The organism is Rhizobium johnstonii 3841, assembly GCF_000009265.1.
Classification (GTDB): domain Bacteria; phylum Pseudomonadota; class Alphaproteobacteria; order Rhizobiales; family Rhizobiaceae; genus Rhizobium; species Rhizobium acaciae.
Genome location: NC_008380.1, coordinates 1,839,869 through 1,862,135 on the forward strand (window position 1 = coordinate 1,839,869; position 22,267 = coordinate 1,862,135).

Below are 22,267 nucleotides of genomic sequence, written 5' to 3' on the forward strand. Positions count from 1 at the left end.
ACTTTCCCAGGGAATTGCGCGAAACCAAAAAGATAGAGCATCTCCGTGGCTCGGAGAAAAACGGAAATGCGCTATCTCACCAGCACCTGAAGAAGACCGAGACAGAGAAGCAGGAAAATGCGAGCGGAAATCGAAAACGTGGTCGATGAAACCAAGCAGGCTATCACCCTGCTGAGGAGGCATCTTTGACTGGGACCAGGCGATAAGACGGCTGGACTGGTTGAACAACAAGGCAGAGGATCCGAACCTCTGGAACGACGCTTCCGAAGCGCAGAAGCTGATGCGCGAACGCCAGCAGCTCGATGACGGCATCAACGGCGTCAAGCAGCTCGAGCAGCAGCTGAACGACAATATCGAGCTGATCGAGCTTGGCGAGGAAGAGGGCGACCAGAGCGTCGTCAAGGAAGCCGAAGACACGCTTAAGGCCTTGAAGGCCGAGGCCGCGCGCCGCCAGGTGGAAGCCATGCTCTCTGGCGAAGCCGATGGCAACGACACCTATCTCGAAGTCCATTCCGGCGCCGGCGGCACCGAAAGCCAGGACTGGGCGAACATGCTTTTGCGCATGTACACCCGCTGGGCCGAACGCCAGCGCTTCAAGGTCGAGCTTCTCGAAGTCCATGATGGCGAAGAGGCGGGCATCAAGTCCGCGACCCTGCTCGTCAAAGGCCATAATGCCTATGGCTGGCTGAAGACGGAATCGGGCGTACACCGGCTGGTGCGCATCTCGCCCTACGACAGCAATGCGCGTCGCCACACCTCCTTCTCGTCGATCTGGGTCTATCCGGTTGTCGACGACTCGATCCAGATCGAGATCAACGAAAGCGACTGCCGCATCGATACCTATCGTTCGTCGGGCGCCGGCGGCCAGCACGTCAACACCACCGACTCGGCCGTACGCATCACGCATATCCCGACGGGCATCGTCGTGCAGTGCCAGCAGGAGCGCTCGCAGCACAAGAACCGCGCCAAGGCCTGGGACATGCTGCGTGCCCGCATGTATGAAGCCGAATTGAAGAAGCGTGAGGACGCTGCCAGCGCCGAAGCCGCTTCCAAGACGGAGATCGGCTGGGGCCACCAGATCCGCTCCTATGTGTTGCAGCCCTATCAGATGGTCAAAGACTTGCGCACCGGCGTCGCCAGCAGCGCGCCGGACGACGTTCTCGACGGCGACCTGAACGAGTTCATGGAAGCAGCACTTGCCCACCGCATCAGCGGCGCCGCCGACGCGGTTGTCGAGGATGTCGACTGATCGGATTGACGACGGATTGAAGTAACAAAGCCCCGGAGACGGGGCTTTTTTTGTTTTTGGAAGGCTGGCAGTCCGGCCCGCTTCAGCGGCTCGATCGTCGAGGCGGTCATAGCTCTGGTTCGGCGTAAGAACTTATCGTTTCACCTCATCGAGACGATGGCGGAAGGTCGCTGAGGCCGCCCTCGCATTTATATGATCACCCATGACTTGACATTTGTCGAGTCGATGTCGAATAATGTCATTGTCGATATCGGGGCTGGAGGTCGACGATGTCGATCGGTTCCCGCCAATCGGTTGCCGGTGCATGTGTGTAGGAGAAGAGGGTGGAGCTTTTGCTGGATGTGGAAGGGCTGAAGAAGTCCTTTGGTGGTGTCGCGGCATTGCGCGACGGCCGCTTCGAACTTCGCGCCGGCTCGGTCCACGCACTTTGTGGCGGCAACGGCGCAGGCAAGTCGACCTTTCTCAAAATCCTCATGGGTATCCATAATCGCGATGCTGGCTCGATCCGCCGTCGTGGCAAGGACGTGGACTTTGCCGGTCCCGCCGACGCGCTCGCCTCCGGCATTGCCATCATCGAGCAAGAGCTAAGTCCGGTTCCGCACATGACGGTGGCGGAAAACATCTATCTCGGCCGCGAGCCCTCGACACGTTTCGGCGGTATCGATTTCCGGACGATGAACCGCTCCGCCCAAGGGCTTCTCGACGATCTCGAATTCGATATTCGCGCCACCCAATACATGATGAACCTCTCCGTTGCGCAGATGCAGCTCGTCGAGATCGCCAAGGCGCTAAGCCACGATGCCGAGGTCATCTTCATGGATGAGCCAACCTCGGCAATCGGTGAGAAAGAGGCTCAGCAGCTCTTCGCGGCCATCCGGCGCTTGAAGGGGCAGGGACGCGGTATCGTCTATGTCTCGCACCGGCTTTCGGAAATCTTCCAGATCGCCGATTCCTATACCGTGTTTCGCGACGGCGCCTATGTCGGCAGCGGAGACCTCAAGCAGATCAGCCGTCCTGATCTCATCCGGATGATCGTTGGCCGGGAGCTGGCCGAGGAATATGTCAAGACCAATACGCCGACATCCGAAACCGGCCTCGAGGTTACGGCGCTGAGTTGCCCGAACAAGATCGAGGACATTTCCTTCTCCGCCCGCAAGGGCGAGATCTTCGGCATCTACGGGCTGATGGGCTCGGGGCGAACCGAGATCTTCAATTGCCTTTTTGGCCTCGAAAAATCCTCCGACGGCAGGATCGTCGTCGACGGCACCCGCATCTCCGTGTCGAAGCCGGCGGATGCGATGGCAAGTGGCCTGGCGCTGGTGACGGAGGATCGCAAACTCACGGGCCTCAATCTCTCCGACTCCGTTCGTGCCAACATCTGTATGGCAAGCTTACCGGAGATGAGCCCTTCCTTTGCCATGAGCCGCCGTCGCGAGGCCGAGGCCAGCCGCCGGATACAGGCGCAATTTCAGATCAAGGCCGCCCGTGACACCATGCCGGTCTCGGGCCTGTCAGGCGGCAATCAGCAGAAAGTGGTGCTCGGAAAATGGTTTCTTCGCAATCCGAAGGTGCTGCTGCTCGATGAGCCGACACGTGGCGTCGATGTCGGCGCCAAGCGCGAAATCTACCGCATCATCTGTGACTTTGCCGCGGCCGGCGGAACGGTCGTGATGATCTCATCGGAGATCGACGAAGTTCTGGGCATGTCGGACCGTATCATGGTGATGCGCGCCGGCAAGAGCGCGGGAATTTACAGCCGGGAGGAAACGGATGCCCAATCACTCGTCCACCTATCGACCTGATCAGGATCAGGTCATCCGTACGGCGCCAGAGGAGCAAGCAAGAGTGTCAGAGAGCGACGATAGCAATGCCGGCGGCTGGTTCAGTTCGGATCGGCGGCGGCTGTTGATTCAGGAATACGGTATCTTTCTCGCTTTTCTGCTTCTCGTGGTGGTCCTTTCGTTCTCGAACGAGTTCTTCCTGACCGGCGGCAATATTTCCAATGTGCTGCTGCAGACTTCGATCAACGGCGTGCTTGCCATCGGCATGACTTTCGTGATCCTGACCCGCGGCATCGATCTTTCGGTCGGTTCCGTCGTGGCGCTTGCCGGCATTGTCAGCGCCAGCTTCTCGACGACCTCCGCCACGGCGGCGATCGCCGGTGCGCCCTATCCGGTGGCCATCGGACTTGCGGTCGGCATTCTGGTCGGCGTTGCCTGCGGCGCGATATCGGGGGCGATCGTCTCGCGATTTTCCGTTCCGGCCTTCGTCGCCACCCTTGGCATGCTTTCGGCCGCGCGCGGCCTGACGCTGATCTATGGCGGCGGTCGCCCGGTTCCCGCGCTGACGCCGGCCTTCCGGTGGATCGGCACCGGCGACGTCTTCGGCATTCCGGCCCCCGTCATCATTCTCGCCGTCGTTTTCGCGGCTTCGTGGTGGATCCTCAGCCGGACGCGCTTCGGCCGCTACATCTATGCCGTCGGAGGCAATCCGCATGCGGCGAAGACCTCCGGTATCGACATCGGCCGCATCCGTTTCACTGTCTATGTCATTTCCGGCGGTCTTGCCGGTCTTGCCGGCATGCTGCTCAGCGCCCGTACGGGCTCGGCCTTGCCGCAGGCGGGCATTGCCTATGAGCTGGACGCGATTGCGGCGGTCGTCATCGGCGGCACAAGTCTGTCGGGCGGTGTCGGCCGGGTGACGGGCACGCTGATCGGTGCGCTCATCATCGGCGTCATGAACAACGGCCTCGATCTGATGGGGATCCAATCCTACTACCAGCAGGTGTTGAAAGGTGCCCTGATCGTCGGCGCCGTGATGCTCGACCAGAAGCGAACTTACGGGGCCTGAGCCCCATCGGAAACCGTGCCGGCCTTTGCCGGCCCGTTGCAGAGGCGAGCCATGCCGGCCGCTAAAACTTAAAGTGGAGGAGATTGAAATGAGAAAGCTTATGATTGCGCTTGCTTCGGCAACTGCCTTGCTGGCCTCGTCGGCCGTGGCCCAGGAAAAGATCAAGATCGGGGCAGCCCCTTACGGCCTCAATGCCGAGTTCATGCAGATCTGGGCGGCAGCGATGCAGGAGCACCCGGCCGTCAAGAGCGGTGAGGTCGAGCTGACTGTTTTCGACGGTCGCTATGACGCGCTGGTTCAGCAGGATCAGTTCAAGACGATGGTCACGCAGAAATACAATGCGATCATCTTTGCACCGATCGACGTCGATGCAGGCGCAGCAGCCGTGCAGTCGGCGGTGGATGCCGGGATTCCGGTGATCGGTTCGAACACCCGCGTCAATTCCGACCTGCTGACCTCCTATGTCGGTTCCGACGATACCATCTCGGGCTACATGGAAGCCAAGACCGTCCTCGACAAGCTCGGCTGCAAGGGCAATGTCGTCATCCTTGAAGGCCCGGTCGGCCAGTCCGCTCAGATCTCGCGCCTGGAAGGCAATAAGAAGGCGCTCGCCGAATGCCCTGACGTGAAGGTCCTCGAAGACCAGACGGCGAACTGGTCACGTGCCGAAGCGCAGACGCTGATGGAGAACTGGCTGACCGCGCACCCGAAACAGATCAACGGCGTGATAGGCCAGAACGACGAGATGGCGCTCGGCGCCATCGAGGCGATCAAGGCTGCGGGGCTCGACGAGAAGAGCTTTGCGATCGCCGGCATCGACGGCATCACCGACGCTCTTCGCGCCGTCAAGGCCGGCGAGATGACGTCGATCCTGCAGGACGCACGTGCACAGGCCCAGGGCGCTCTCGATCTTGCCATTTTCTACGCCAGGAAGGGCGACTACAAGCCGCAGTCCGATATCTGGGCGACCTACAAGGACATGCCGTGGAACGACGGCAAGGACAAGAATTACAATGTGCCTTGGACGCCGGTGACGGCCGACAACGTCGACAAGCTGCTCGCGACACGTAAATAATCCATTCTGTGGGGCGGGTTCGCCCGCCCCATGTCTCAGACAGGCCGGGAAGAGATCCATGACCGATTCAAAACAGATTGATCTGAATTTTTCGCTGGGCGGCAAGGTCGCCCTGGTAACGGGCGGCGCCTCCGGCATCGGCGATGCCATCGCATCGGCATTTGCCGCCAAGGGTGCGGTCGTCGGCGTGATCGACATCAATGAAACGGTCGCGAAATCCAAGGCCGACGCCCTCGGAAATGGCGCGAAATCCTTCGTCTGCGACGTTTCCAACCCGCAATCGGTGGAAGCCGTCATCGCTGCCGCGCAGGCGGCCTTCGCCCATATCGACATCGTCGTCAACAGCGCCGGTGTCGCCATGCTCGCCCCCGCCGAGGATCTCACCCTGGAGGCCTGGGACAGGACCATCGACATCAATCTCAAGGGAACGTTCCTCGTCTCTCAGGCTGTAGGCCGGGTCATGCTCAAGGCCGGCAAGGGCGGCAGGATCATCAATATCGCCTCGCAGGCCGGCACGGTCGCTATCGATCAGCACGTGGCTTATTGCGCCTCCAAATTCGGCGTCATCGGGCTTTCCAAGACGCTCGCCGCCGAGTGGGGGAAACATGGCATAACCGTCAATACGATTTCGCCGACAGTGGTTCTGACCGAGCTCGGAAGAAAGGCCTGGGATAACCCGCGCGGAGAGGAGCTGAAGAAGCGCATCCCGACGGGACGCTTCGCCTATCCCGAGGAGATTGCTGCGGCGGCGGTGTTTCTGGCATCGAGCGGCGCCGAGATGATCAACGGCGCGGATCTTCTGGTCGATGGCGGCTATACCATTGTCTGACACGCGGAAAACAGGAGGAACCATGCAGCGGTTTATCAACAATCCGGACGAGGTCGTCGAGGATACGGTCAAGGGCTTCGTCAAGGCGCATGCCGATATGGTCAGGCTCGGCAACGGCAATCCGCGCGTCATCGTTGCGCGCCATGCGCCCGTCGCGGGCAAAGTCGGGGTCATCACCGGTGGCGGTTCCGGCCATGAGCCCGCCTTTGTCGGCTATGCCGGACGCAATATGCTGGATGCCGTCGCGGTGGGTGAGCTGTTTTCGTCGCCGACAGCCAAGAGTTTTCTCGATGCCGCGCGCGAAGCCAATGGTGGCAACGGCGTCGTCTGCCTCTACGGCAATTATGCCGGTGACAACATGAACGTGAAGATGGCGATCAAACTCGCCGCCAAGGAAGGCATCACGATCGCGACCGTCGTCGCCAATGACGATGTATGTTCGGCCGGACCGGACGAGCGCGAGAAGCGACGCGGCGTTGCCGGCGAGATATTCATGTGGAAATGCGCGGGCGCCAAGGCTTCGCAAGGGGCGAGCCTCGAGGAAGTGCAGGCGACAGCGCAAAGGGCGATCGACAATTGCCGTTCCATCGGCATCGGCCTCGGTCCCTGCACGCTGCCTGCCGTCGGGCATCCCAACTTCCAGATTGCGCCGGGCACGATGGAAGTCGGCATTGGCCATCACGGCGAGCCGGGGGTCCGGGTCGAGCCGCTGAAGCCTGCCGCCGAGGTCGCACGCGAAATGGCCAGGATCGTTCTGGACGATCACGGCCTGGCATCGGGAACCGAAGTGGCCGTCATCGTCTCCGGCCTCGGCGCGACACCTTTGAACGAGCTTTATATCCTTCACGACACGATCGAAACCGAGATTACCGGGCGAGGACTGAAGATCTGCAAGACCTATATCGGAAATTACTTCACCTCGTTGGAAATGGTCGGTGCGACGCTGACCGTCATGGCGCTTGACGACGAGTTAAAGACGCTACTCGACGTCGATGTCCACTGCCCGGCAATGCCTTGATGGGAGACCAAGCGAATGCAGCAATTTGACAACGCTTCCTCGGGTGACATCGTTTTCTCGCTCGCGGATCGGATCATCGAGAACCGCGCTTATCTCAGCGAGATCGACGGCAAGATCGGCGACGGCGATCACGGGGTTAACATGGCCAAGGGATTTGGCATGGCAGCCGAACGGATCAAGGGCGCAGACATGTCGCTCGCAGAAGCTCTCGACACGCTCGGCACGGTGCTGATGACGGAAATCGGCGGGTCCATGGGGCCGCTCTACGGCGTCATGTTCATTCAGTTCGCTGAAACGATCGAAAAGGCTGCGCAGATCGATGCGGGGATGTTCAGCGCAATGCTGCACAATGGTCTTGAAGGCATTCAGGCGATCGGATCCGCGAAAGTCGGCGACAAGACCCTTCTCGATACGCTCGTGCCCGCCATAGAGGCGTTCGATCTGGCCAATAGCGATGGAAAGTCGTTTGCGGAATCGCTGAATGTTCTCGTCTCGGCCGCGGAGGCCGGCCGGGACAGCACCCGCGATCTGGTGGCCAGGATCGGCCGGGCAAGCAGGCTCGGCGAACGTTCGGTTGGCGTTCTGGATGCGGGCGCCACCTCCTGCGCGCTGATCCTCCAGTCGCTCGCACTTGGCGTCGAGGCAAGGCTTCGGCCATCGGCATGAAAAACGGCGGGCTTTGGCGAGAGCCGGCGATCCTCCCGAGCATCACCTTTCCGGCCGCGTTGGCGGCCGGAAATCATTGTGCGGGAGAATGTTGAAAACCGGAGCCTTTAAGCTCATCTTCGCGGGCGATTTGAACCTCGCAGGGAAACCAGGAAGCATGACCGTCAAGACATCATCAGCGCGGAAGAACGGTAGCGTGCGAAACAGCGCTGACGATGCGTCGGAACCCATCCCGCTGCGGTTTGGCGATGATCCCTATGTCTGGGCCTGCTGGCTCTATTATGAGGACGGCATGACGCAGGGCGACATTGCCGATACCATGGGGATTTCGCGGGCAACGGTGAACAGCTATCTCGCCGATGCGCGCGCCCGCGGAATCGTCAATATCTCCATCGAGCCGTCGCGCCTGAGTTCGCTGACGATTGCTCAGGAGTTGAAACGGCATTTCGGTCTGCAGGACTGTCTCGTCGTTCCGAGCGACGATAATACCCGCCCGCTCATCGACCGTCTCGGGCGCGCAGGCGCTCAGGCGCTGCAGAGGCTTTTGAAATCCGGTGATACGCTGGCCGTCGTCTGGGGGCGCACGGTCATGGCGGTCGGTGAGCAGACCTCGATAAGCGGCCTGCAGGACGTCACCGTGGTCCAGGCAACCGGCGGAACCAGTGCGACATTCGCCTATACACCCGAACTTTGCGCCGCGGCCTTTGCCGATGCCGTGGACGCGCGGCTGATCAATATCGCAGCTCCGGCGATCGTATCCGCTCCTGATGTCCGCAATATCCTGCTGCGAGAGCCATTGATCGAAAGTCAGTTCGAGGCGCTTTCACACGCCAACAAGGTGATTTTCGGTATCGCCTCGATGCGCCCGAATTCGACCATCCATACCAGCGGATTCTTCGAGTCGGTATCGTTGCAGCAATATCTGGCGAAGGATGCCGCAGGCATCGTCGCCGGACGTTTCATCGACGGGCAGGGACGCCCGGTCGCAGGGCCGCTTGACGACCGCACGATCGGAATATCACTCGACATGCTGAAGAAGATCGGTCTGCGTATCGCTGTCGCCGGCGGTTTCGACAAGGTGCCGGCAATCCTCGCAGCCCTTCGCGGCGGCTATGTCAACGTGCTGATCACCGATGCCGCGACGGGCCGCGGCATCCTGCATGCGGACGGTGTGACGGAGGTCGACCAGAAGCTTTTGCAGCGCCCGAGGGTCGAAATCGGCACGCCGCCGTCAGCGACCGGTTTTCGCACTCACATCAAGAAATTTCTGAACAATCCCGACGAGGTCGTCGAGGAAATGCTCTATGGCGCAGTGAAGGCACATGCTGCCTATCTCGAGCCGGTCGACAGTTCTCGCCGTGCGCTCGTTGCCCGGACGGGGCCGCGCGCCGGCAAGGTCGGTCTTGTGATCGGCGGCGGCACGGGACACGAGCCTGCGTTTTTCGGCTATGTCGGGAAGGGTCTTGCCGATGCCGTTGCTGTCGGCAATATCTTCTCGTCGCCGCCTCCCGGCCCGATCCTTCAATGCACCAGGGCGGCGTCCGGCGGAGAGGGTGTGCTTTTCGTCTACGGCAACTATGCCGGCGACGTCATGAATTTCGAGATGGCAGCCGAGATGGCGGCGGAGGAAAACATCGCGGTCCGCACGGTCGTGACGACGGACGACATCGCCTCATCGCCGCTGGAAGACAGGGAGGGCCGGCGCGGCGTCGCCGGCAATTTCTTCATCTTCAAGGTCGCCGGAGCGGCCTGTGACCGCGGCCTGTCGCTTGCCGCCTGCGAAACGGCGACGCGCAAGGCCAACGCACGGACATTTACGATGGGCGTTGCATTGGAACCGTGCTCGCTTCCCCAGACCCGTCGCCACAACTTTGAAATTGGCCCCGACGACATCGAGATCGGCATGGGCATCCATGGTGAACCCGGCGTCATTCGCGAAAAGATGATGACCGCCGATGAAATCACCGATCGGGTGATGGATCGCATATTCGCGGAAATGAAGCCGGCATCGGGCGACCGCGTCGCAGTATTGGTCAATTCCTTCGGCGCAACGCCGCTGATGGAGCTCTATATTCTCTTCCGGCGTGTCGAGCAGCGGCTGAGTGCGAAAAGCATCGCGATAGAGGCGAATTGGGTGGGACACTATTGCACATCGCTCGACATGGTCGGTGCATCCATATCGATCTTGCACCTCGATCAGGAATTGACGGAGTTGTTGCATCATCCTTGCGATACCGCGTTCCTGCGGGTCGCGAACTGAAGGTATAAGAGATGCGCCCGGCTGACACGGGCCGCATCCTGCTCGAACTGGGAGGATCATGATGTCGGAAAGCGCGGCGCGCCACCTTAGCAGGATGTTTCATCGCATCTCCGTTGCGATCGCAGCGGAGAAGGACCGTCTCTCGGATCTGGACGGGGCCATCGGCGACGCCGATCATGGAATCACCATGGTGCTCGGCTTCACGGCGGTGAACGGGGAACTCGCGAAACTCGACCTCGACCACATGCTTCCATCAGAGGTGTTCACGTCGGCGGCAACAGCCTTTCTGAATGCCGTCGGTGCATCCACGGGACCGCTTTACGCTACGGCATTTCGCAGGGCCGCTCAGGTCCTGAAAGAGGACGAACACCTTTCAGCTGCCGATCAGGCGGCGATCGTCGAGGCGATGACGGCCGGCATCAGGGAGCGTGGAAAGGGCCAGCGCGGCGACAAGACGATGCTCGATGCCTGGATTCCCGCGACCGAAGCCGCCGTCACGGCACGGGCGCGGGCGGCCGGGAGCCTCGAAATGTGGACCAGCATATTGGAGGCCGCCGAAACCGGCGCGAATTCGACCCGTTCCATGGTTGCCACTCGGGGGAGGGCCGCCCGGCTCGGCGAGAGGTCGCTGGGACACATCGATCCAGGCGCGGCCTCTGCAGTCATAATCCTGCGCGCGATGAAGGAAACCTTCGCCGTCGACACTGTGAGAGAACAGGATCGGTGACAGAATTTGCATGCAGGGTCTGCGCGGAGCAAATGCGTCTTCGTTCCCCGGGGGCATCCTCAATTCGTCGCCTTTTCCGCGATGATGCCGCTGTCTTGAAACAGCGCAGCCGCCTGATCGGCAATCTCTTCATGAACGGCTGCGCGCTCAATGCCCGGGGGATCGGTAAAGAGTTCCGCCGCAAAGGCAAGGCCGAGCGCTGTGCCCTCCGGCACAAAGACATAATGCCCAAGGCCGCCGCCGAGGATTTTAAGAGCGCTGCGCCGCAGACGCGCATGTAGCCACGACGAACATTCTTCGGCTGGTGCGGCCCTGTCGGCGTCACCGACCAGGATGAGGGCAGGCGCATCGACGGCTTTCAGGCTTTCCTCGCTGAAGCCGAGAATGGACCGGCCAGGCGCGCAGATGAGGGCGGCCTTGATTCTGTCGTCTCGGTAAGACTTCGACATCCGGGACCACGAATCGCGAAACACATCGCTGGTGCGCAGCAATGCCGGGATATGATCGGCAAGGTCGGGAAATTCCCTCGGGCCGCGCGCCCCACCCGGCTTCATCCTGGACGGTTCGAACTGCGAGAACTGGGCGACAGCGCCAAGCAGCAGCATCACACTATAGGCTCCGGCCGAAAATCCGGCTGCGAAGACGCTGTTCGTATCGATATGGCCCGAGAGATCGCTGAGCCACGCATCGCAATGGTCGAGCATGGTGCTTAGATCCGGCGCCCGCTCCCAAAGGCAGGCAAAGCCTTCAGCGCGATAGGGCTCGATGCCGGTATTGCCGTGGTGGCTGACGCCGAGCGCTGCAAATCCGCGATCGACCAGGCGTCGCGCCAGCCACTCCAGTCCGGCCGCGGATCCGCCGGTGCCATGCGATAACAGCACCAGGGGATAGGGCCTGGCCCCTGGCCGGATGGGGGCATTGCGGGCGACGGCCGCCTTCTGGAACCAGCTTCTTTCCGGTACGTCGCTTTGCGCGTCGTCGGCGGCGGGGTACCAGAGAGACCAACTGATGGGTCTGGAGCCGGCGGCGTCCCAATTCGACCTTTTGCTGTCGTAGAGGACGCCGTCGCGAAAGCCGAGTTTCATCGCTCGGATGCCCCTCTGAACAATTCCTCGCCGTTCAATTCGTCGCCTTCTCCACGGTGATGTCGCCGAATTCGTCGATCAGTACGGTCCAGCCATCCGGCTCCGCGGCGGGGTCGGTCTTCAGATAGACCGTGGCGAAGAGCCCCGGCTCCTTGATGATGCCGGTCGAATTCTCGGGGCGGATATCGGTAACGTAAGGCTTCAGGTCGCTGAACTCCTGCAGCTCGATGGTCGAGGCGATCGCCGGGCCGGTCTCGGTCTGGGTAATCTGCTGCAGATAGACTTTCGAAGTCCTGTCCGGCTGGCGCACGGCAAAGAGCTTGTAGTAGCCGTGGCGCTGCGCGGCCTCTCCCTCGGGATTGGCAACACTCTCGGCGCCCGTCGGCGCCCGCTCGACATCAGGTGCGTTGCCGTCGTCCTCCCAGTAGCCGGTGCTGGTCGCGAAAATCACCGATGCCGGCAGGAGGACATCCTGCGCCGGCGCTGCCTCCGCTGTGGCGCTCCATCCCGCAAGCAGGAGGCTGGTTATCAATATCCGTCGCATTGCCATCGTCTCAATCCTTGAACTGCTCGGCGAGAATACGGTCGGACCAGGAGCGGTCGGGATCAGAAAGAATGCGCGCCGTCACATGCTCCGACTGGGCGATGCGGATATGCAGCACCGACTTGACCTCGGTATTGTCGGCCACTGCGTTCACCGGCCGCTTCTCCGGCTCGAGAATGTCGATATCGACGGTCACCTTGTTCGGCAGCAGAGCGCCCCTCCAGCGCCGCGGCCTGAAAGCGCTGACCGGCGTCATGGCGAGCAGCGGCGCCTCGAGCGGTAGGATCGGGCCATGGGCGGAAAGATTATAAGCCGTCGATCCGGCAGGTGTCGCGACCATCAGCCCGTCGCAAATCAGTTCCTCCAGACGGACGCGCCCGTCCACAATGACCCTCAGATTCGCGGCTTGATAGGACTGGCGAAAAAGATAGACCTCGTTGATGGCGAGCGCCGTCGAGTTGGTGCCGTCGGCGTTGGCGGTCGTCATCTGCAATGGCCGGAAGACGTTTTCGACGGCGACGCAGATGCGCTCCTGAAGCCGGTCGGTACGATAATCGTTCATCAGGAAGCCGACCGAGCCGCGATTCATGCCGTAAACCAGCTTGCCGGAGTTCATGGTGTTGTGCAGCGTCTGCAGCATGAAACCGTCGCCGCCGAGCGCGACGATGACGTCGGCTTCTTCGGCCGGTACGTCACCATAGATGCCAATCAATTCCTCGCGCGCGGCAAGCGCCTCCGTCGTTGGTGAGGCGAGAAAAGAAAGCGTTTGAAATGAACGGCCCATGCAATGCCCTTTATGATGCTACCCTAGCTAATGGATAAAGGCCTTGTGCGACAAGGACGTTTTCTATCGCGAAGCGTTTTGGGCTGCAGCCGACCTGTCCGCGCGACCGCGGATTTTCCCTTTACAGAATCACAGAATCTGTTAGTTGGGCAATTATTGCCCTTGTAGCTCAGTTGGTAGAGCACCTGATTTGTAATCAGGGGGTCGCGAGTTCGAACCTTGCCGGGGGCACCATTCTTTTCCGCGCGATACCGTTTGCTAGTCCATAGTCTGGGTTCGACGCTGTTGCGCTCAATTGCACCGGCAGATCTTTTCAGATAGCACGTATCGCTTGATGAACCGCGCGTGAAGGGCTGCTTCACCGCCAATTCAGCCGCGCCCGCTTATCTTCGCCTCATCATTAATGAGGAAACAGCCATGAAGCTCGCTCATCTCTTTCTCGCCGCAACCATTTCCGTCGGTGCGGCTTTCGCGTCCGTCGCACCGGCCACCGCTATGCCGGCCGAGCGGCCGGCGGCGTCGACCCAGGGCGATGTCGTTCAAATCCGTGATGGCTGGCGAGGTGATCGCGACCGCGACGACGGTGGCTGGCGAGGTGATCGCGACCGTGACGACCGTGGCTGGCGCGATGGGCGCGATTGGCGCCGGTCCGACTGGCGCGATGATCGCCGTCACGGGCGGCGGTGGCGTGCCGAGCGTTGGCAGGAACGCCGCGACTGGCGTCATCGCGATCGCGGCATGCCGTTCTGGCTCTACCGCAGCTGACGATAACGGCCCGGATCATCCGGGCCGTTACTTTAGAGCATGATGCCGAAAAGTGTGATCGGTTTTCGGACGACATCATGCTCCAACTATGTAATTTTAGAACAGGATTCAGATTTTAGGCCGAGCCGGCCTGAAATCATCCTGTTCTAATGAGTTACGGGTTCGTTGACGCTCGCCTCGATCCTGTCGCCATTGCCGGTCTGTCCGGCGCCGGAGGGCGACATCATTGCGATGCTAAGCACAGAGGCGACCATGAAGGCGACGACGGCGATCATTATGCGCATAAGCGTTCAATCCTCGTTCGATTCCGGGATTAACGCATGATCGTCGTCCGCGTTCCTGCCAGTACTATTGCACCTGGCCCGGCGTCGCGGGGCCGGGCGCCGTCGGCGACAGAGGATCGGGCTGGCGGATGGGGTGCGACGTGTCCACCCAAATGATGCTGATGATAATCACGACGAAGACCGCGATGAAGAGGATACCGAAAATCAGCGGTCGAATGGCCATGATAGGGATCGTTCCTTCTTGCTTCTGAGCCGGTCGCAACAACCGGTCATCGCCCGATCATAGTGCTCCAGGGCGTCATTCCAAGGCAAAAGTGGATTTTTCCGGCATCGGTCGGGCGTTGCACGAGCGTTGTCCGTGTCCGTTTCCATTTGTCGTGCCGGATCGAACTCCTGCATAATTCCTTAAATCCGAATCGACTGCGCGTCTGAAAAAACGCGCGGCGCTGTATGTCACGGATGATCGTCTATCCCGTCGAAGTGGCCTATGCAGGCGATACGGCGCGCAGGCCGATGGACGGATCGACCGGCTGCCCTTGCTGCGGGTCAGCCTATGCCTTCAAGTGGAGCCGTGCCGCATAAAGCGCGATTGCCGCTGCATTCGAGACGTTGAGCGATTTGATCGAGCCCGGCATGTCGAGACGGGCAAGTGCGTTGACGGTTTCCCGCGTCTTCTGTCGAAGTCCCTTGCCCTCGGAGCCGAGCACCAGCGCCACTTTCTCGCCCGAGAAGGTGCCTTCGAGTGGCGCCGGCCCTTCCGAATCGAGGCCGATGGTGGAGAAACCGAGCTTGTGCAATTCACCGAGCGCATCGGCGAGATTGGTGACCTGTATATAAGGTATCAGTTCCAGCGCGCCGGAGGCGGACTTGGCGAGCACGCCCGATTCGGTCGGGCTGTGTCGCTGCGTGGTGATGACCGCGCCGGCATTGAAGGCGACGGCCGAGCGCATGATCGCGCCGACATTGTGCGGATCGGTCACCTGATCGAGGACGAGCAGGAGAGGGCTTTCCTTCAGCGCTTCGAGCCGGCGTACCGGAAGCGGCCGTGTTTCCAGCATGACGCCCTGATGGATCGCCTCGGGGCCGAGCACCTTGTCGATCTCCTGCGGCGAGACGATCTCGAACGGTATGCCGAGCGCCTCGACGTCGACTTCGAGGCGTGCAAGTGCATTCTGAGTCACGAAAAGCTTGATCTTCTTGCGCTCGGGATTGTCGAGGGCCGCGCGCACCGTATGCAGGCCGTAGAGATGCACCTGGTCCGGCGCAAGCGCCGGCGGCTTCCAGTCTTCGCCGCCGCGCTTTCGCTTCTGCGCCTGAGGCGTCGGAATCTCCCCGCGTTCGCGCTTGGCGTCGCGGTGGGCGCGGCGCAGAGTGGCGTAATGCGTATCCTTGGCGGATGGGTCTGTCGCGGTCTTGCCGCCGGATTTGTTGTCTTTGCTCATGCAGCTTTATAGCCATGGCGCTCGCTGCCGCATAGGCTTTCTTTCATATGCCGGCTTTCGGTGGTGAATGAAATTTTTCGTGTTTTTTCCGTTGTCATCGTGTTGACAGACTGAAATGCTCCGGTCATATACGCGGCGCAGACGACGGGCGGCAACGCTTCGAAGTCTGACGAACTTGGTCTTGCGATCCGGACGAAAAAACTGGAGAGATGCCCGAGTGGTTAAAGGGGACGGACTGTAAATCCGTTGGCTCAGCCTACGTTGGTTCAAATCCAACTCTCTCCACCATTCGTCATCGGATCGGACCACCCGCGCGGGTATAGCTCAATGGTAGAGCAGCAGCCTTCCAAGCTGAATACGCGGGTTCGATTCCCGCTACCCGCTCCAGTTTCCGTTACGCTACTTTATTCGACCGCTGCTGTGATCGTCCCCGAGATATCTCCGGCGCTGGCGAAGAAGCTGACGATTGCGGTTATCGACTGGTAGGGAAGGGCGCTCGACGCCGAACGTCTATCTCTAAGATTTCAGCGATTTTCGAGGGGGCTTTGGCGAATCGCCTTGCAGGCGGCGAATTGTCTCCCATATGCGCTGTCAGGCCAAGTTTGGCGTCTGCAATTAAGTCTTGCGCAATGTCGCCGAAAGCCTTAAACGGCGGCACTAAACCGGTTCGCCGGGGCCACCATTTTCGTTCACAGGAAGCATTCAAATGGGAAAGAGTAAGTTTGAGCGCAACAAGCCGCACGTCAACATTGGCACGATTGGCCACGTTGACCACGGTAAGACGTCTCTGACGGCAGCGATCACGAAGTACTTCGGTGAGTACAAGGCGTACGACCAGATCGACGCGGCTCCGGAAGAAAAGGCGCGTGGCATCACGATTTCGACGGCCCACGTTGAATATGAGACGCCGGCCCGCCACTACGCCCACGTTGACTGCCCCGGCCACGCCGACTACGTCAAGAACATGATCACCGGTGCTGCCCAGATGGACGGCGCGATCCTTGTGTGCTCGGCCGCTGACGGCCCGATGCCGCAGACGCGCGAACACATTCTGCTGGCTCGCCAGGTTGGCGTTCCGGCAATCGTGGTGTTCCTGAACAAGGTCGACCAGGTCGACGACGCCGAGCTTCTCGAACTGGTCGAGCTCGAAGTTCGCGAACTGCTGTCGTCCTACGACTTCCCGGGCGACGATATTCCGATCATCAAGGGTTCCGCACTTGCTGCCCTTGAAGATTCGGACAAGAAGATCGGCGAAGACGCGATCCGCGAGCTGATGGCTGCGGTTGACGCCTACATCCCGACGCCTGAGCGTCCGATCAACCTGCCGTTCCTGCTGCCGATCGAAGACGTGTTCTCGATCTCGGGCCGCGGCACGGTTGTGACCGGCCGCGTCGAGCGTGGCATTGTCAAGGTTGGCGAAGAAGTCGAGATCGTCGGCATCCGCCCGACGACGAAGACGACGGTGACCGGCGTTGAAATGTTCCGCAAGCTGCTCGATCAGGGCCAGGCTGGCGACAACATCGGCGCGCTGATCCGCGGCGTCACCCGTGACGGCGTTGAGCGTGGCCAGATTCTGTGCAAGCCGGGTTCGGTCAAGCCGCACAAGAAGTTCATGGCAGAAGCCTACATCCTGACGAAGGAAGAGGGTGGTCGTCATACGCCGTTCTTCACCAACTACCGTCCGCAGTTCTACTTCCGCACGACCGACGTGACGGGCATCGTGACGCTGCCGGAAGGCACGGAGATGGTCATGCCGGGCGACAACGTCACGGTATCGGTCGAGCTGATCGTTCCGATCGCGATGGAAGAAAAGCTGCGCTTCGCGATCCGCGAAGGCGGCCGCACCGTCGGCGCCGGTATCGTCGCGTCGATCGTCGAGTAACTTTCGAGCTATCCGCAATTATGAAGACCCCGCTGGAAACAGCGGGGTTTTTCATTTTCATGACTTCCTGTAGGTTTAACAGGTGTTGTAAAAATATCGTTAAATTGGCCTGTCACAGTATTTTGTTCATCTCACGTTCAGAAACCGGTTTGTGATTGGACCATTGTAGTCCAGACTCCTCCTTGCAAAGAGGAGAGCCCGGATGATTCCAAAGGCCACATTCGCTGCGACGATATTCGCGATGTATGTTTTCACGATGTTTTTCATCGCTGCAATTCCGCAAGAAGTTGTTCAGTCTGCCGTCGTGCAGATTGGCGAGGTAAGTGTCGTCAAGTGACGGCCTTTGCCGGGCATCGCAGGGTTTTGCGGTGATCGGAAATGATCGGCCAGGTGCTCCCGGATAGGATGCTCCTGGCGGCGCGGGGGTGAACCCTTGCAGGACGCTCGCTTGCTCTTCGCGCGGAAGCGTCTATCTATGCCTCCGATTTCATGACGCGGAGGATATTCCATGAAGAGACGTATTCTATTCACCGGCGGTTCGGGCAAGGCAGGTCGCCATGCGGTGCCGTGGCTCGTCAATGCCGGCTACGAGGTTCACAACCTCGATCTCGTGCCGCTGGATAGCCCTGGCGTCACCAATCTCATCGCCGACATCACCGATAGCGGTCAGGTCTTCAACGCGCTTTCGATGCATCGCGATTTTCCCGATCTCGACGCGGGCAGGGGCGTACAGCCCTTCGACGCCGTCGTGCATTTCGCGGCCATCCCGCGCATCCTGATCAAGCCCGATAACGAAACTTTCCGCATCAACACGATGGGCACCTATAATGTCATCGAGGCGGCGGTTAAGCTCGGCATCCGCAAGATCATAGTCGCATCGAGCGAGACGACTTACGGCGTCTGCTTTGCCGAAGGCCATCGCGATTTCCACCAGTTCCCGCTGGAGGAGGACTACGACGTCAATCCGATGGATTCCTACGGCCTTTCCAAGGTGGTCAACGAAAAGACGGCGCGCGCCTTTGCCGAACGTTCGGGCTTCGATATCTATGCGCTGCGTATCGGCAACGTCATCGAGCCTGACGAGTACGAGAAGTTTCCGACCTATTTCGCCCATCCCGAGATGCGCAAGCGTATCGCCTGGAGCTATATCGATGCCCGCGACCTCGGGCAGATATGCCATCTCTGCATCGAGAAGGACGGTCTCGGCTACCAGGTCTTCAACGCTGCCAACGACACCGTCTCTGCCAATACGCCATCGAAAGAGCTTGCGAAGCGATTCTTTCCGAACGTGCCCTTCACCCACGAGATCGGCGAGTATGAGGGACTGCTCTCCAACCGCAAGATCCGCGAGGTGCTGGGTTTTAAGGAAGAACACGATTGGCGGAAATATGTGAAGGTCTGAACGGACCGTCGTTCCGCGATTGAAAGGCCGATCGCTCGCATATCAGGAGAATGGCTTTGAAAATCGAAAATCGTGCTTGCCAATCCCGTGCCGTCGTCTTAAAGGGAGCGCCATGCTTTTCAGCAGCGATTTGCGGGTCTTGGCCCTGGCGCTGAATGATCGGTATGAAGGGGTATAGCTCAGTTGGTAGAGCGGCGGTCTCCAAAACCGCAGGTCGTAGGTTCGAGCCCTACTGCCCCTGCCATTTTCCTGGATGCGGGACAGCGCGGACATGCTCGCGGCATTTCCGGTCGGGGATTGATTGGTGGTAAGTAATTTCGTTAAACTTCGGTTTCCCCCTTGTGTATTCGGAAATCGGTGTTTATTTAGGGTTCAACAGACACGCGGTGCGTGGGGCTGATAGTTTCAGCTTTACGCGCCGTAATTGCGTGGGCAGTCGATGGCATCCAAATCCAATCCGTTTGCGTTTCTGCAGCAGGTTCGCTCCGAGACGTCCAAAGTTACATGGCCGTCGCGCCGCGAGACCATGATCTCGACGGTCATGGTGCTGGTGATGGTGGTTTTCGCCGCGCTGTTTTTCTTTGCCGCTGACCAGCTGATCGGCTGGGCTCTGAGCTTCGTGCTGAATACCGGCAACTGATACGGGTGGAAATGAAAATGGCGGCACGTTGGTACATCGTCCACGCATATTCAAATTTTGAAAAGAAGGTGGCTGAAGACATCGAGAACAAGGCTCGCCAGAAGGGGCTTGAGCACCTGTTCGAGAAGATCCTCGTGCCGACTGAAAAGGTGGTGGAAGTGCGTCGCGGCCGCAAGGTCGATTCCGAGCGCAAGTTTTTCCCGGGCTATGTCATGGTTCGTGCCAATCTGACCGACGAAGCCTACCACCTGATCAAGAATACGCCGAAGGTCACAGGTTTCCTCGGCTCCGACAATAAGCCCGTTCCGATTCCGGATTATGAAGCCGAGCGCATTCTCGGTCAGGTCCAGGAAGGTGTCGAGCGGCCGAAGGCCTCTATTACCTTCGAGATCGGCGAGCAGGTCCGCGTTTCCGACGGTCCGTTCGCGTCGTTCAACGGCACGGTTCAGGATGTGGACGAAGAACGTTCGCGCCTGAAGGTGGAAGTGTCGATCTTCGGCCGCGCAACGCCGGTCGAGCTGGAATACGCTCAGGTCGAGAAGGTCTGATTGCGAGAGACTGGAAGCTGGCCTTTGCGGCCTGTTTCCTGCGGACCTTGTCCGCACCCGCGTGGAAGGTGAGGGGTCTTAGCCGGACCCTAAGGATCCGCACCACGCAACCGCAGCCGCCGGAGAGATCCGGCATCACGGGCCGGGCGACCGGCCGTTCATGAAAGGCAGAGAGATATGGCTAAGAAAGTTGCAGGCCAGCTCAAGCTTCAGGTCAAGGCAGGATCGGCAAACCCGTCCCCGCCGATTGGTCCGGCGCTTGGTCAGCGTGGCATTAACATCATGGAATTCTGCAAGGCGTTCAATGCCGCCACGCAGGAAATGGAAAAGGGCATGCCGATTCCGGTCGTCATCACCTATTACCAGGACAAGTCCTTCACCTTCGCGATGAAGCAGCCGCCGGTCAGCTACTGGCTGAAGAAGGAAGCGAAGATCACGTCCGGTTCCAAGACGCCCGGCAAGGGCGCCAAGGCCGGCTCCCTCACCAAGGCTCAGATCAAGTCGATCGCAGAAGCCAAGATGAAGGATCTGAACGCAGCGGATATCGAAGGTGCAATGGCGATGATCGAGGGCTCTGCCCGCGCCATGGGCCTGGAAGTGGTGGGTTAAGATCATGGCTGGTAAGCGCACGCAGAAGATCAACGAAGGTGTTGATCCCACCAAGCTCTACGCTCTGACCCTGGCCATCGGCATGGTCAAGGAACGGGCTGTCGCCAAGTTCGACGAAACCATCGAAGTCTCGATGAACCTCGGCGTCGACCCGCGCCATGCGGACCAGATGGTTCGTGGCGTCGTCAATCTGCCGAACGGCACGGGCCGCACGGTTCGCGTCGCCGTCTTCGCTCGTGGCGCCAAGGCTGACGAAGCCAAGGCCGCTGGTGCCGATATCGTCGGCGCCGAAGACCTCGTCGAAATCGTCCAGGGCGGCAAGATCGAATTCGATCGCTGCATCGCCACCCCCGACATGATGCCGCTCGTCGGCCGTCTCGGTAAGGTTCTCGGCCCCCGCGGCATGATGCCGAACCCGAAGGTCGGCACCGTCACCATGGACGTCGCCGGAGCCGTCAAGGCTTCCAAGGGCGGCGCTGTCGAGTTCCGCGTCGAGAAGGCTGGCATCGTCCATGCCGGTATCGGCAAGGCCTCGTTCGACGCCAAGGCTCTGGAAGAAAACATCCGCGCCTTTGCTGACGCCGTCATCAAGGCGAAGCCGGCTGGCGCCAAGGGCAACTACGTCAAGCGCGTGGCGATTTCCTCGACCATGGGCCCGGGCGTCAAGATCGAGCCCGGCTCGGTCACCGGTGCTCCGGCTGCGTAAGTTTATGGTCGGGCTTTAAGTCCGGCGACTGAATTTCCGGCCTCGCAAGGGGCCGGAATATTCCGGAGAAATCCGGAATCCTGTCCGAGATTGCAGGTGGTTTTCCCTTAATCACTGTGCCTGCATGAGACGGGTAAGACCCGAATTGCAAGAAGTTCGCTTCTAGGAACTCGGTTCGAGCCTTGGATGCCTTGTGCCTCTTTAGCCTTGATTGGCGCGAGAGCGCGGGGGGACAGGATCCTCAAGCGTCGCTTGGGATCTCGCATGATCCCAGGAGGCAAAAGGCAACCGGCGGGCCCATTTTCGGTCCCGCCAACTGGAGATAGGCAGTGGAAAGAGCGGAAAAACGCGAATTCGTCACGGAACTGAACGAAGTCTTCAAGGCTTCGGGCTCAGTTGTCGTGGCCCACTATGCTGGTGCCACAGTCGCGCAGATGAACGATTTTCGTTCGAAGATGCGCGCAGCTGGCGGTACCGTCAAAGTCGCGAAGAACCGCCTGGCCAAGATTGCCCTTCAGGGTACGGAAGCGGAAGGGATGTCCAATCTCTTCAAGGGTCAGACGCTGATTGCATACAGCACCGATCCGATCACCGCTCCGAAGGTCGTCATGGATTTCGCCAAGACCAATGACAAGATCATTGTTCTGGGCGGCGCCATGGGAACAACCACGCTCAACGCCGATGCAGTCAAGTCGCTTGCGACCCTGCCTTCGCTCGATGAGCTGCGTGCGAAGCTGCTGGGCATGATCCAGACACCGGCTACCCGCATCGCTGGGGTTGTTGCAGCACCGGCAAGCCAGCTTGCCCGCGTGTTTGCGGCCTACGCCAAGAAGGACGAAGCCGCGTAAGGCGGTTTTTCGCTGTTTATAATCAACCGGTTCGAACCGAACAAAAGGAACTAG

Annotated in this window: 24 protein-coding genes and 4 tRNA genes; 22 read left to right on the forward strand and 6 right to left on the reverse strand. The window is 60.1% G+C overall.

Annotation, left to right across the window (positions count from 1 at the left end):
• Window positions 1-117 precede the first annotated feature (117 nt).
• From prfB to dhaL (RL_RS09115), 9 genes are all read left to right on the forward strand, one after another.
• A protein-coding gene (gene prfB / locus RL_RS09070; RefSeq protein WP_012756997.1) for a peptide chain release factor 2 occupies window positions 118-1,249 on the forward strand; the annotation gives its coding sequence in 2 pieces (ribosomal slippage) (window positions 118-186 and window positions 188-1,249; 1,131 coding nt in all).
• A gap of 323 nt (window positions 1,250-1,572) precedes the next feature.
• Complete coding sequence (locus RL_RS09075) at window positions 1,573-3,051, forward strand: sugar ABC transporter ATP-binding protein (protein WP_011651404.1); 1,479 nt, start codon at window positions 1,573-1,575, stop codon at window positions 3,049-3,051.
• A gap of 43 nt (window positions 3,052-3,094) precedes the next feature.
• Window positions 3,095-4,099, forward strand: a complete 1,005-nt coding sequence (locus RL_RS09080) for an ABC transporter permease (RefSeq protein WP_011651405.1) — start codon at window positions 3,095-3,097, stop codon at window positions 4,097-4,099.
• Between the two features lie 88 nt (window positions 4,100-4,187).
• Window positions 4,188-5,174: a substrate-binding domain-containing protein gene (locus RL_RS09085; RefSeq protein ID WP_011651406.1), complete on the forward strand. Its 987-nt coding sequence runs from the start codon at window positions 4,188-4,190 to the stop codon at window positions 5,172-5,174.
• A 58-nt stretch (window positions 5,175-5,232) separates the two neighbouring features.
• Window positions 5,233-6,003, forward strand: a complete 771-nt coding sequence (locus RL_RS09090) for an SDR family oxidoreductase (RefSeq protein WP_011651407.1) — start codon at window positions 5,233-5,235, stop codon at window positions 6,001-6,003.
• Between the two features lie 22 nt (window positions 6,004-6,025).
• Complete coding sequence (locus RL_RS09095; RefSeq protein ID WP_011651408.1) at window positions 6,026-7,021, forward strand: dihydroxyacetone kinase subunit DhaK; 996 nt, start codon at window positions 6,026-6,028, stop codon at window positions 7,019-7,021.
• Between the two features lie 15 nt (window positions 7,022-7,036).
• Window positions 7,037-7,687, forward strand: a complete 651-nt coding sequence (dhaL, locus tag RL_RS09100; protein WP_011651409.1) for a dihydroxyacetone kinase subunit DhaL — start codon at window positions 7,037-7,039, stop codon at window positions 7,685-7,687.
• 157 nt (window positions 7,688-7,844) lie between these two features.
• A complete protein-coding gene (locus RL_RS37400) occupies window positions 7,845-9,947 on the forward strand; it encodes a bifunctional sugar-binding transcriptional regulator/dihydroxyacetone kinase subunit DhaK (protein WP_011651410.1) in 2,103 nt (700 codons plus the stop codon).
• Window positions 9,948-10,008: 61 nt separating this feature from the next.
• On the forward strand, window positions 10,009-10,674 hold the full coding sequence (gene dhaL / locus RL_RS09115; RefSeq protein ID WP_028741370.1) for a dihydroxyacetone kinase subunit DhaL: 666 nt from the start codon (window positions 10,009-10,011) through the stop codon (window positions 10,672-10,674).
• Window positions 10,675-10,733: 59 nt separating this feature from the next.
• On the opposite strand, the gene RL_RS09120 is transcribed toward dhaL (RL_RS09115), so the two are convergent.
• From RL_RS09120 to RL_RS09130, 3 genes are read right to left on the reverse strand one after another with little or no spacing between them, the layout of a single operon-like run.
• Window positions 10,734-11,759 carry an alpha/beta hydrolase family protein gene (locus tag RL_RS09120; RefSeq protein ID WP_011651412.1) on the reverse strand — a complete coding sequence of 342 codons (1,026 nt, stop codon included), beginning with the start codon at window positions 11,757-11,759 and terminating at the stop codon, window positions 10,734-10,736.
• A gap of 34 nt (window positions 11,760-11,793) precedes the next feature.
• Complete coding sequence (locus RL_RS09125; protein WP_011651413.1) at window positions 11,794-12,309, reverse strand: hypothetical protein; 516 nt, start codon at window positions 12,307-12,309, stop codon at window positions 11,794-11,796.
• A gap of 4 nt (window positions 12,310-12,313) precedes the next feature.
• Window positions 12,314-13,087 (reverse strand): NAD kinase, encoded by a 774-nt coding sequence (locus tag RL_RS09130; RefSeq protein ID WP_011651414.1) that lies wholly within the window; start codon window positions 13,085-13,087, stop codon window positions 12,314-12,316.
• A gap of 158 nt (window positions 13,088-13,245) precedes the next feature.
• On the opposite strand from RL_RS09130, the gene RL_RS09135 reads away from it, so the two are divergent.
• Window positions 13,246-13,321: transfer RNA gene (locus RL_RS09135), tRNA-Thr, on the forward strand.
• 111 nt (window positions 13,322-13,432) lie between these two features.
• The gene (locus RL_RS09140; protein WP_080667605.1) at window positions 13,433-13,852 is read left to right on the forward strand and encodes a hypothetical protein; all 420 of its coding nucleotides are present in this window, start codon (window positions 13,433-13,435) and stop codon (window positions 13,850-13,852) included.
• Window positions 13,853-13,998: 146 nt separating this feature from the next.
• Here RL_RS09140 and RL_RS40110 read toward each other — a convergent pair whose 3' ends face one another.
• The 3 genes from RL_RS40110 to rlmB all read right to left on the reverse strand — a co-directional run bounded on the left by RL_RS40110 (window position 13,999) and on the right by rlmB (window position 15,578).
• Window positions 13,999-14,136, reverse strand: coding sequence for a hypothetical protein (locus RL_RS40110; protein WP_003547501.1), 138 nt, complete (start codon window positions 14,134-14,136; stop codon window positions 13,999-14,001).
• A gap of 64 nt (window positions 14,137-14,200) precedes the next feature.
• Window positions 14,201-14,359 carry a hypothetical protein gene (locus tag RL_RS40115; protein ID WP_003547503.1) on the reverse strand — a complete coding sequence of 53 codons (159 nt, stop codon included), beginning with the start codon at window positions 14,357-14,359 and terminating at the stop codon, window positions 14,201-14,203.
• A 328-nt stretch (window positions 14,360-14,687) separates the two neighbouring features.
• A complete protein-coding gene (gene rlmB, locus RL_RS09145; protein WP_011651415.1) occupies window positions 14,688-15,578 on the reverse strand; it encodes a 23S rRNA (guanosine(2251)-2'-O)-methyltransferase RlmB in 891 nt (296 codons plus the stop codon).
• Window positions 15,579-15,781: 203 nt separating this feature from the next.
• Here rlmB and RL_RS09150 point away from each other — a divergent pair.
• The 11 genes from RL_RS09150 to rplJ all read left to right on the forward strand — a co-directional run bounded on the left by RL_RS09150 (window position 15,782) and on the right by rplJ (window position 22,213).
• Window positions 15,782-15,866 (forward strand) — tRNA-Tyr (locus RL_RS09150).
• A gap of 25 nt (window positions 15,867-15,891) precedes the next feature.
• Window positions 15,892-15,965 (forward strand) — tRNA-Gly (locus tag RL_RS09155).
• Between the two features lie 319 nt (window positions 15,966-16,284).
• The gene (gene tuf / locus RL_RS09160; RefSeq protein WP_003558535.1) at window positions 16,285-17,460 is read left to right on the forward strand and encodes an elongation factor Tu; all 1,176 of its coding nucleotides are present in this window, start codon (window positions 16,285-16,287) and stop codon (window positions 17,458-17,460) included.
• A 202-nt stretch (window positions 17,461-17,662) separates the two neighbouring features.
• Window positions 17,663-17,797, forward strand: coding sequence for a hypothetical protein (locus RL_RS40995; RefSeq protein WP_003547509.1), 135 nt, complete (start codon window positions 17,663-17,665; stop codon window positions 17,795-17,797).
• 171 nt (window positions 17,798-17,968) lie between these two features.
• On the forward strand, window positions 17,969-18,862 hold the full coding sequence (locus RL_RS09165) for an NAD-dependent epimerase/dehydratase family protein (RefSeq protein WP_011651416.1): 894 nt from the start codon (window positions 17,969-17,971) through the stop codon (window positions 18,860-18,862).
• Window positions 18,863-19,030: 168 nt separating this feature from the next.
• Window positions 19,031-19,106, forward strand: a tRNA-Trp gene (locus RL_RS09170).
• 195 nt (window positions 19,107-19,301) lie between these two features.
• A complete protein-coding gene (gene secE / locus RL_RS09175; protein WP_003547514.1) occupies window positions 19,302-19,502 on the forward strand; it encodes a preprotein translocase subunit SecE in 201 nt (66 codons plus the stop codon).
• A 17-nt stretch (window positions 19,503-19,519) separates the two neighbouring features.
• Window positions 19,520-20,050, forward strand: a complete 531-nt coding sequence (gene nusG / locus RL_RS09180; RefSeq protein ID WP_003547516.1) for a transcription termination/antitermination protein NusG — start codon at window positions 19,520-19,522, stop codon at window positions 20,048-20,050.
• A 177-nt stretch (window positions 20,051-20,227) separates the two neighbouring features.
• The gene (gene rplK, locus RL_RS09185) at window positions 20,228-20,659 is read left to right on the forward strand and encodes a 50S ribosomal protein L11 (protein ID WP_003547518.1); all 432 of its coding nucleotides are present in this window, start codon (window positions 20,228-20,230) and stop codon (window positions 20,657-20,659) included.
• 4 nt (window positions 20,660-20,663) lie between these two features.
• Entirely contained in the window at window positions 20,664-21,365 is a 702-nt protein-coding gene (rplA, locus tag RL_RS09190; protein WP_003547520.1) for a 50S ribosomal protein L1, read from the forward strand.
• A gap of 329 nt (window positions 21,366-21,694) precedes the next feature.
• Window positions 21,695-22,213, forward strand: coding sequence for a 50S ribosomal protein L10 (gene rplJ / locus RL_RS09195; RefSeq protein ID WP_003547522.1), 519 nt, complete (start codon window positions 21,695-21,697; stop codon window positions 22,211-22,213).
• The last annotated feature ends 54 nt before the right edge of the window (window positions 22,214-22,267 follow it).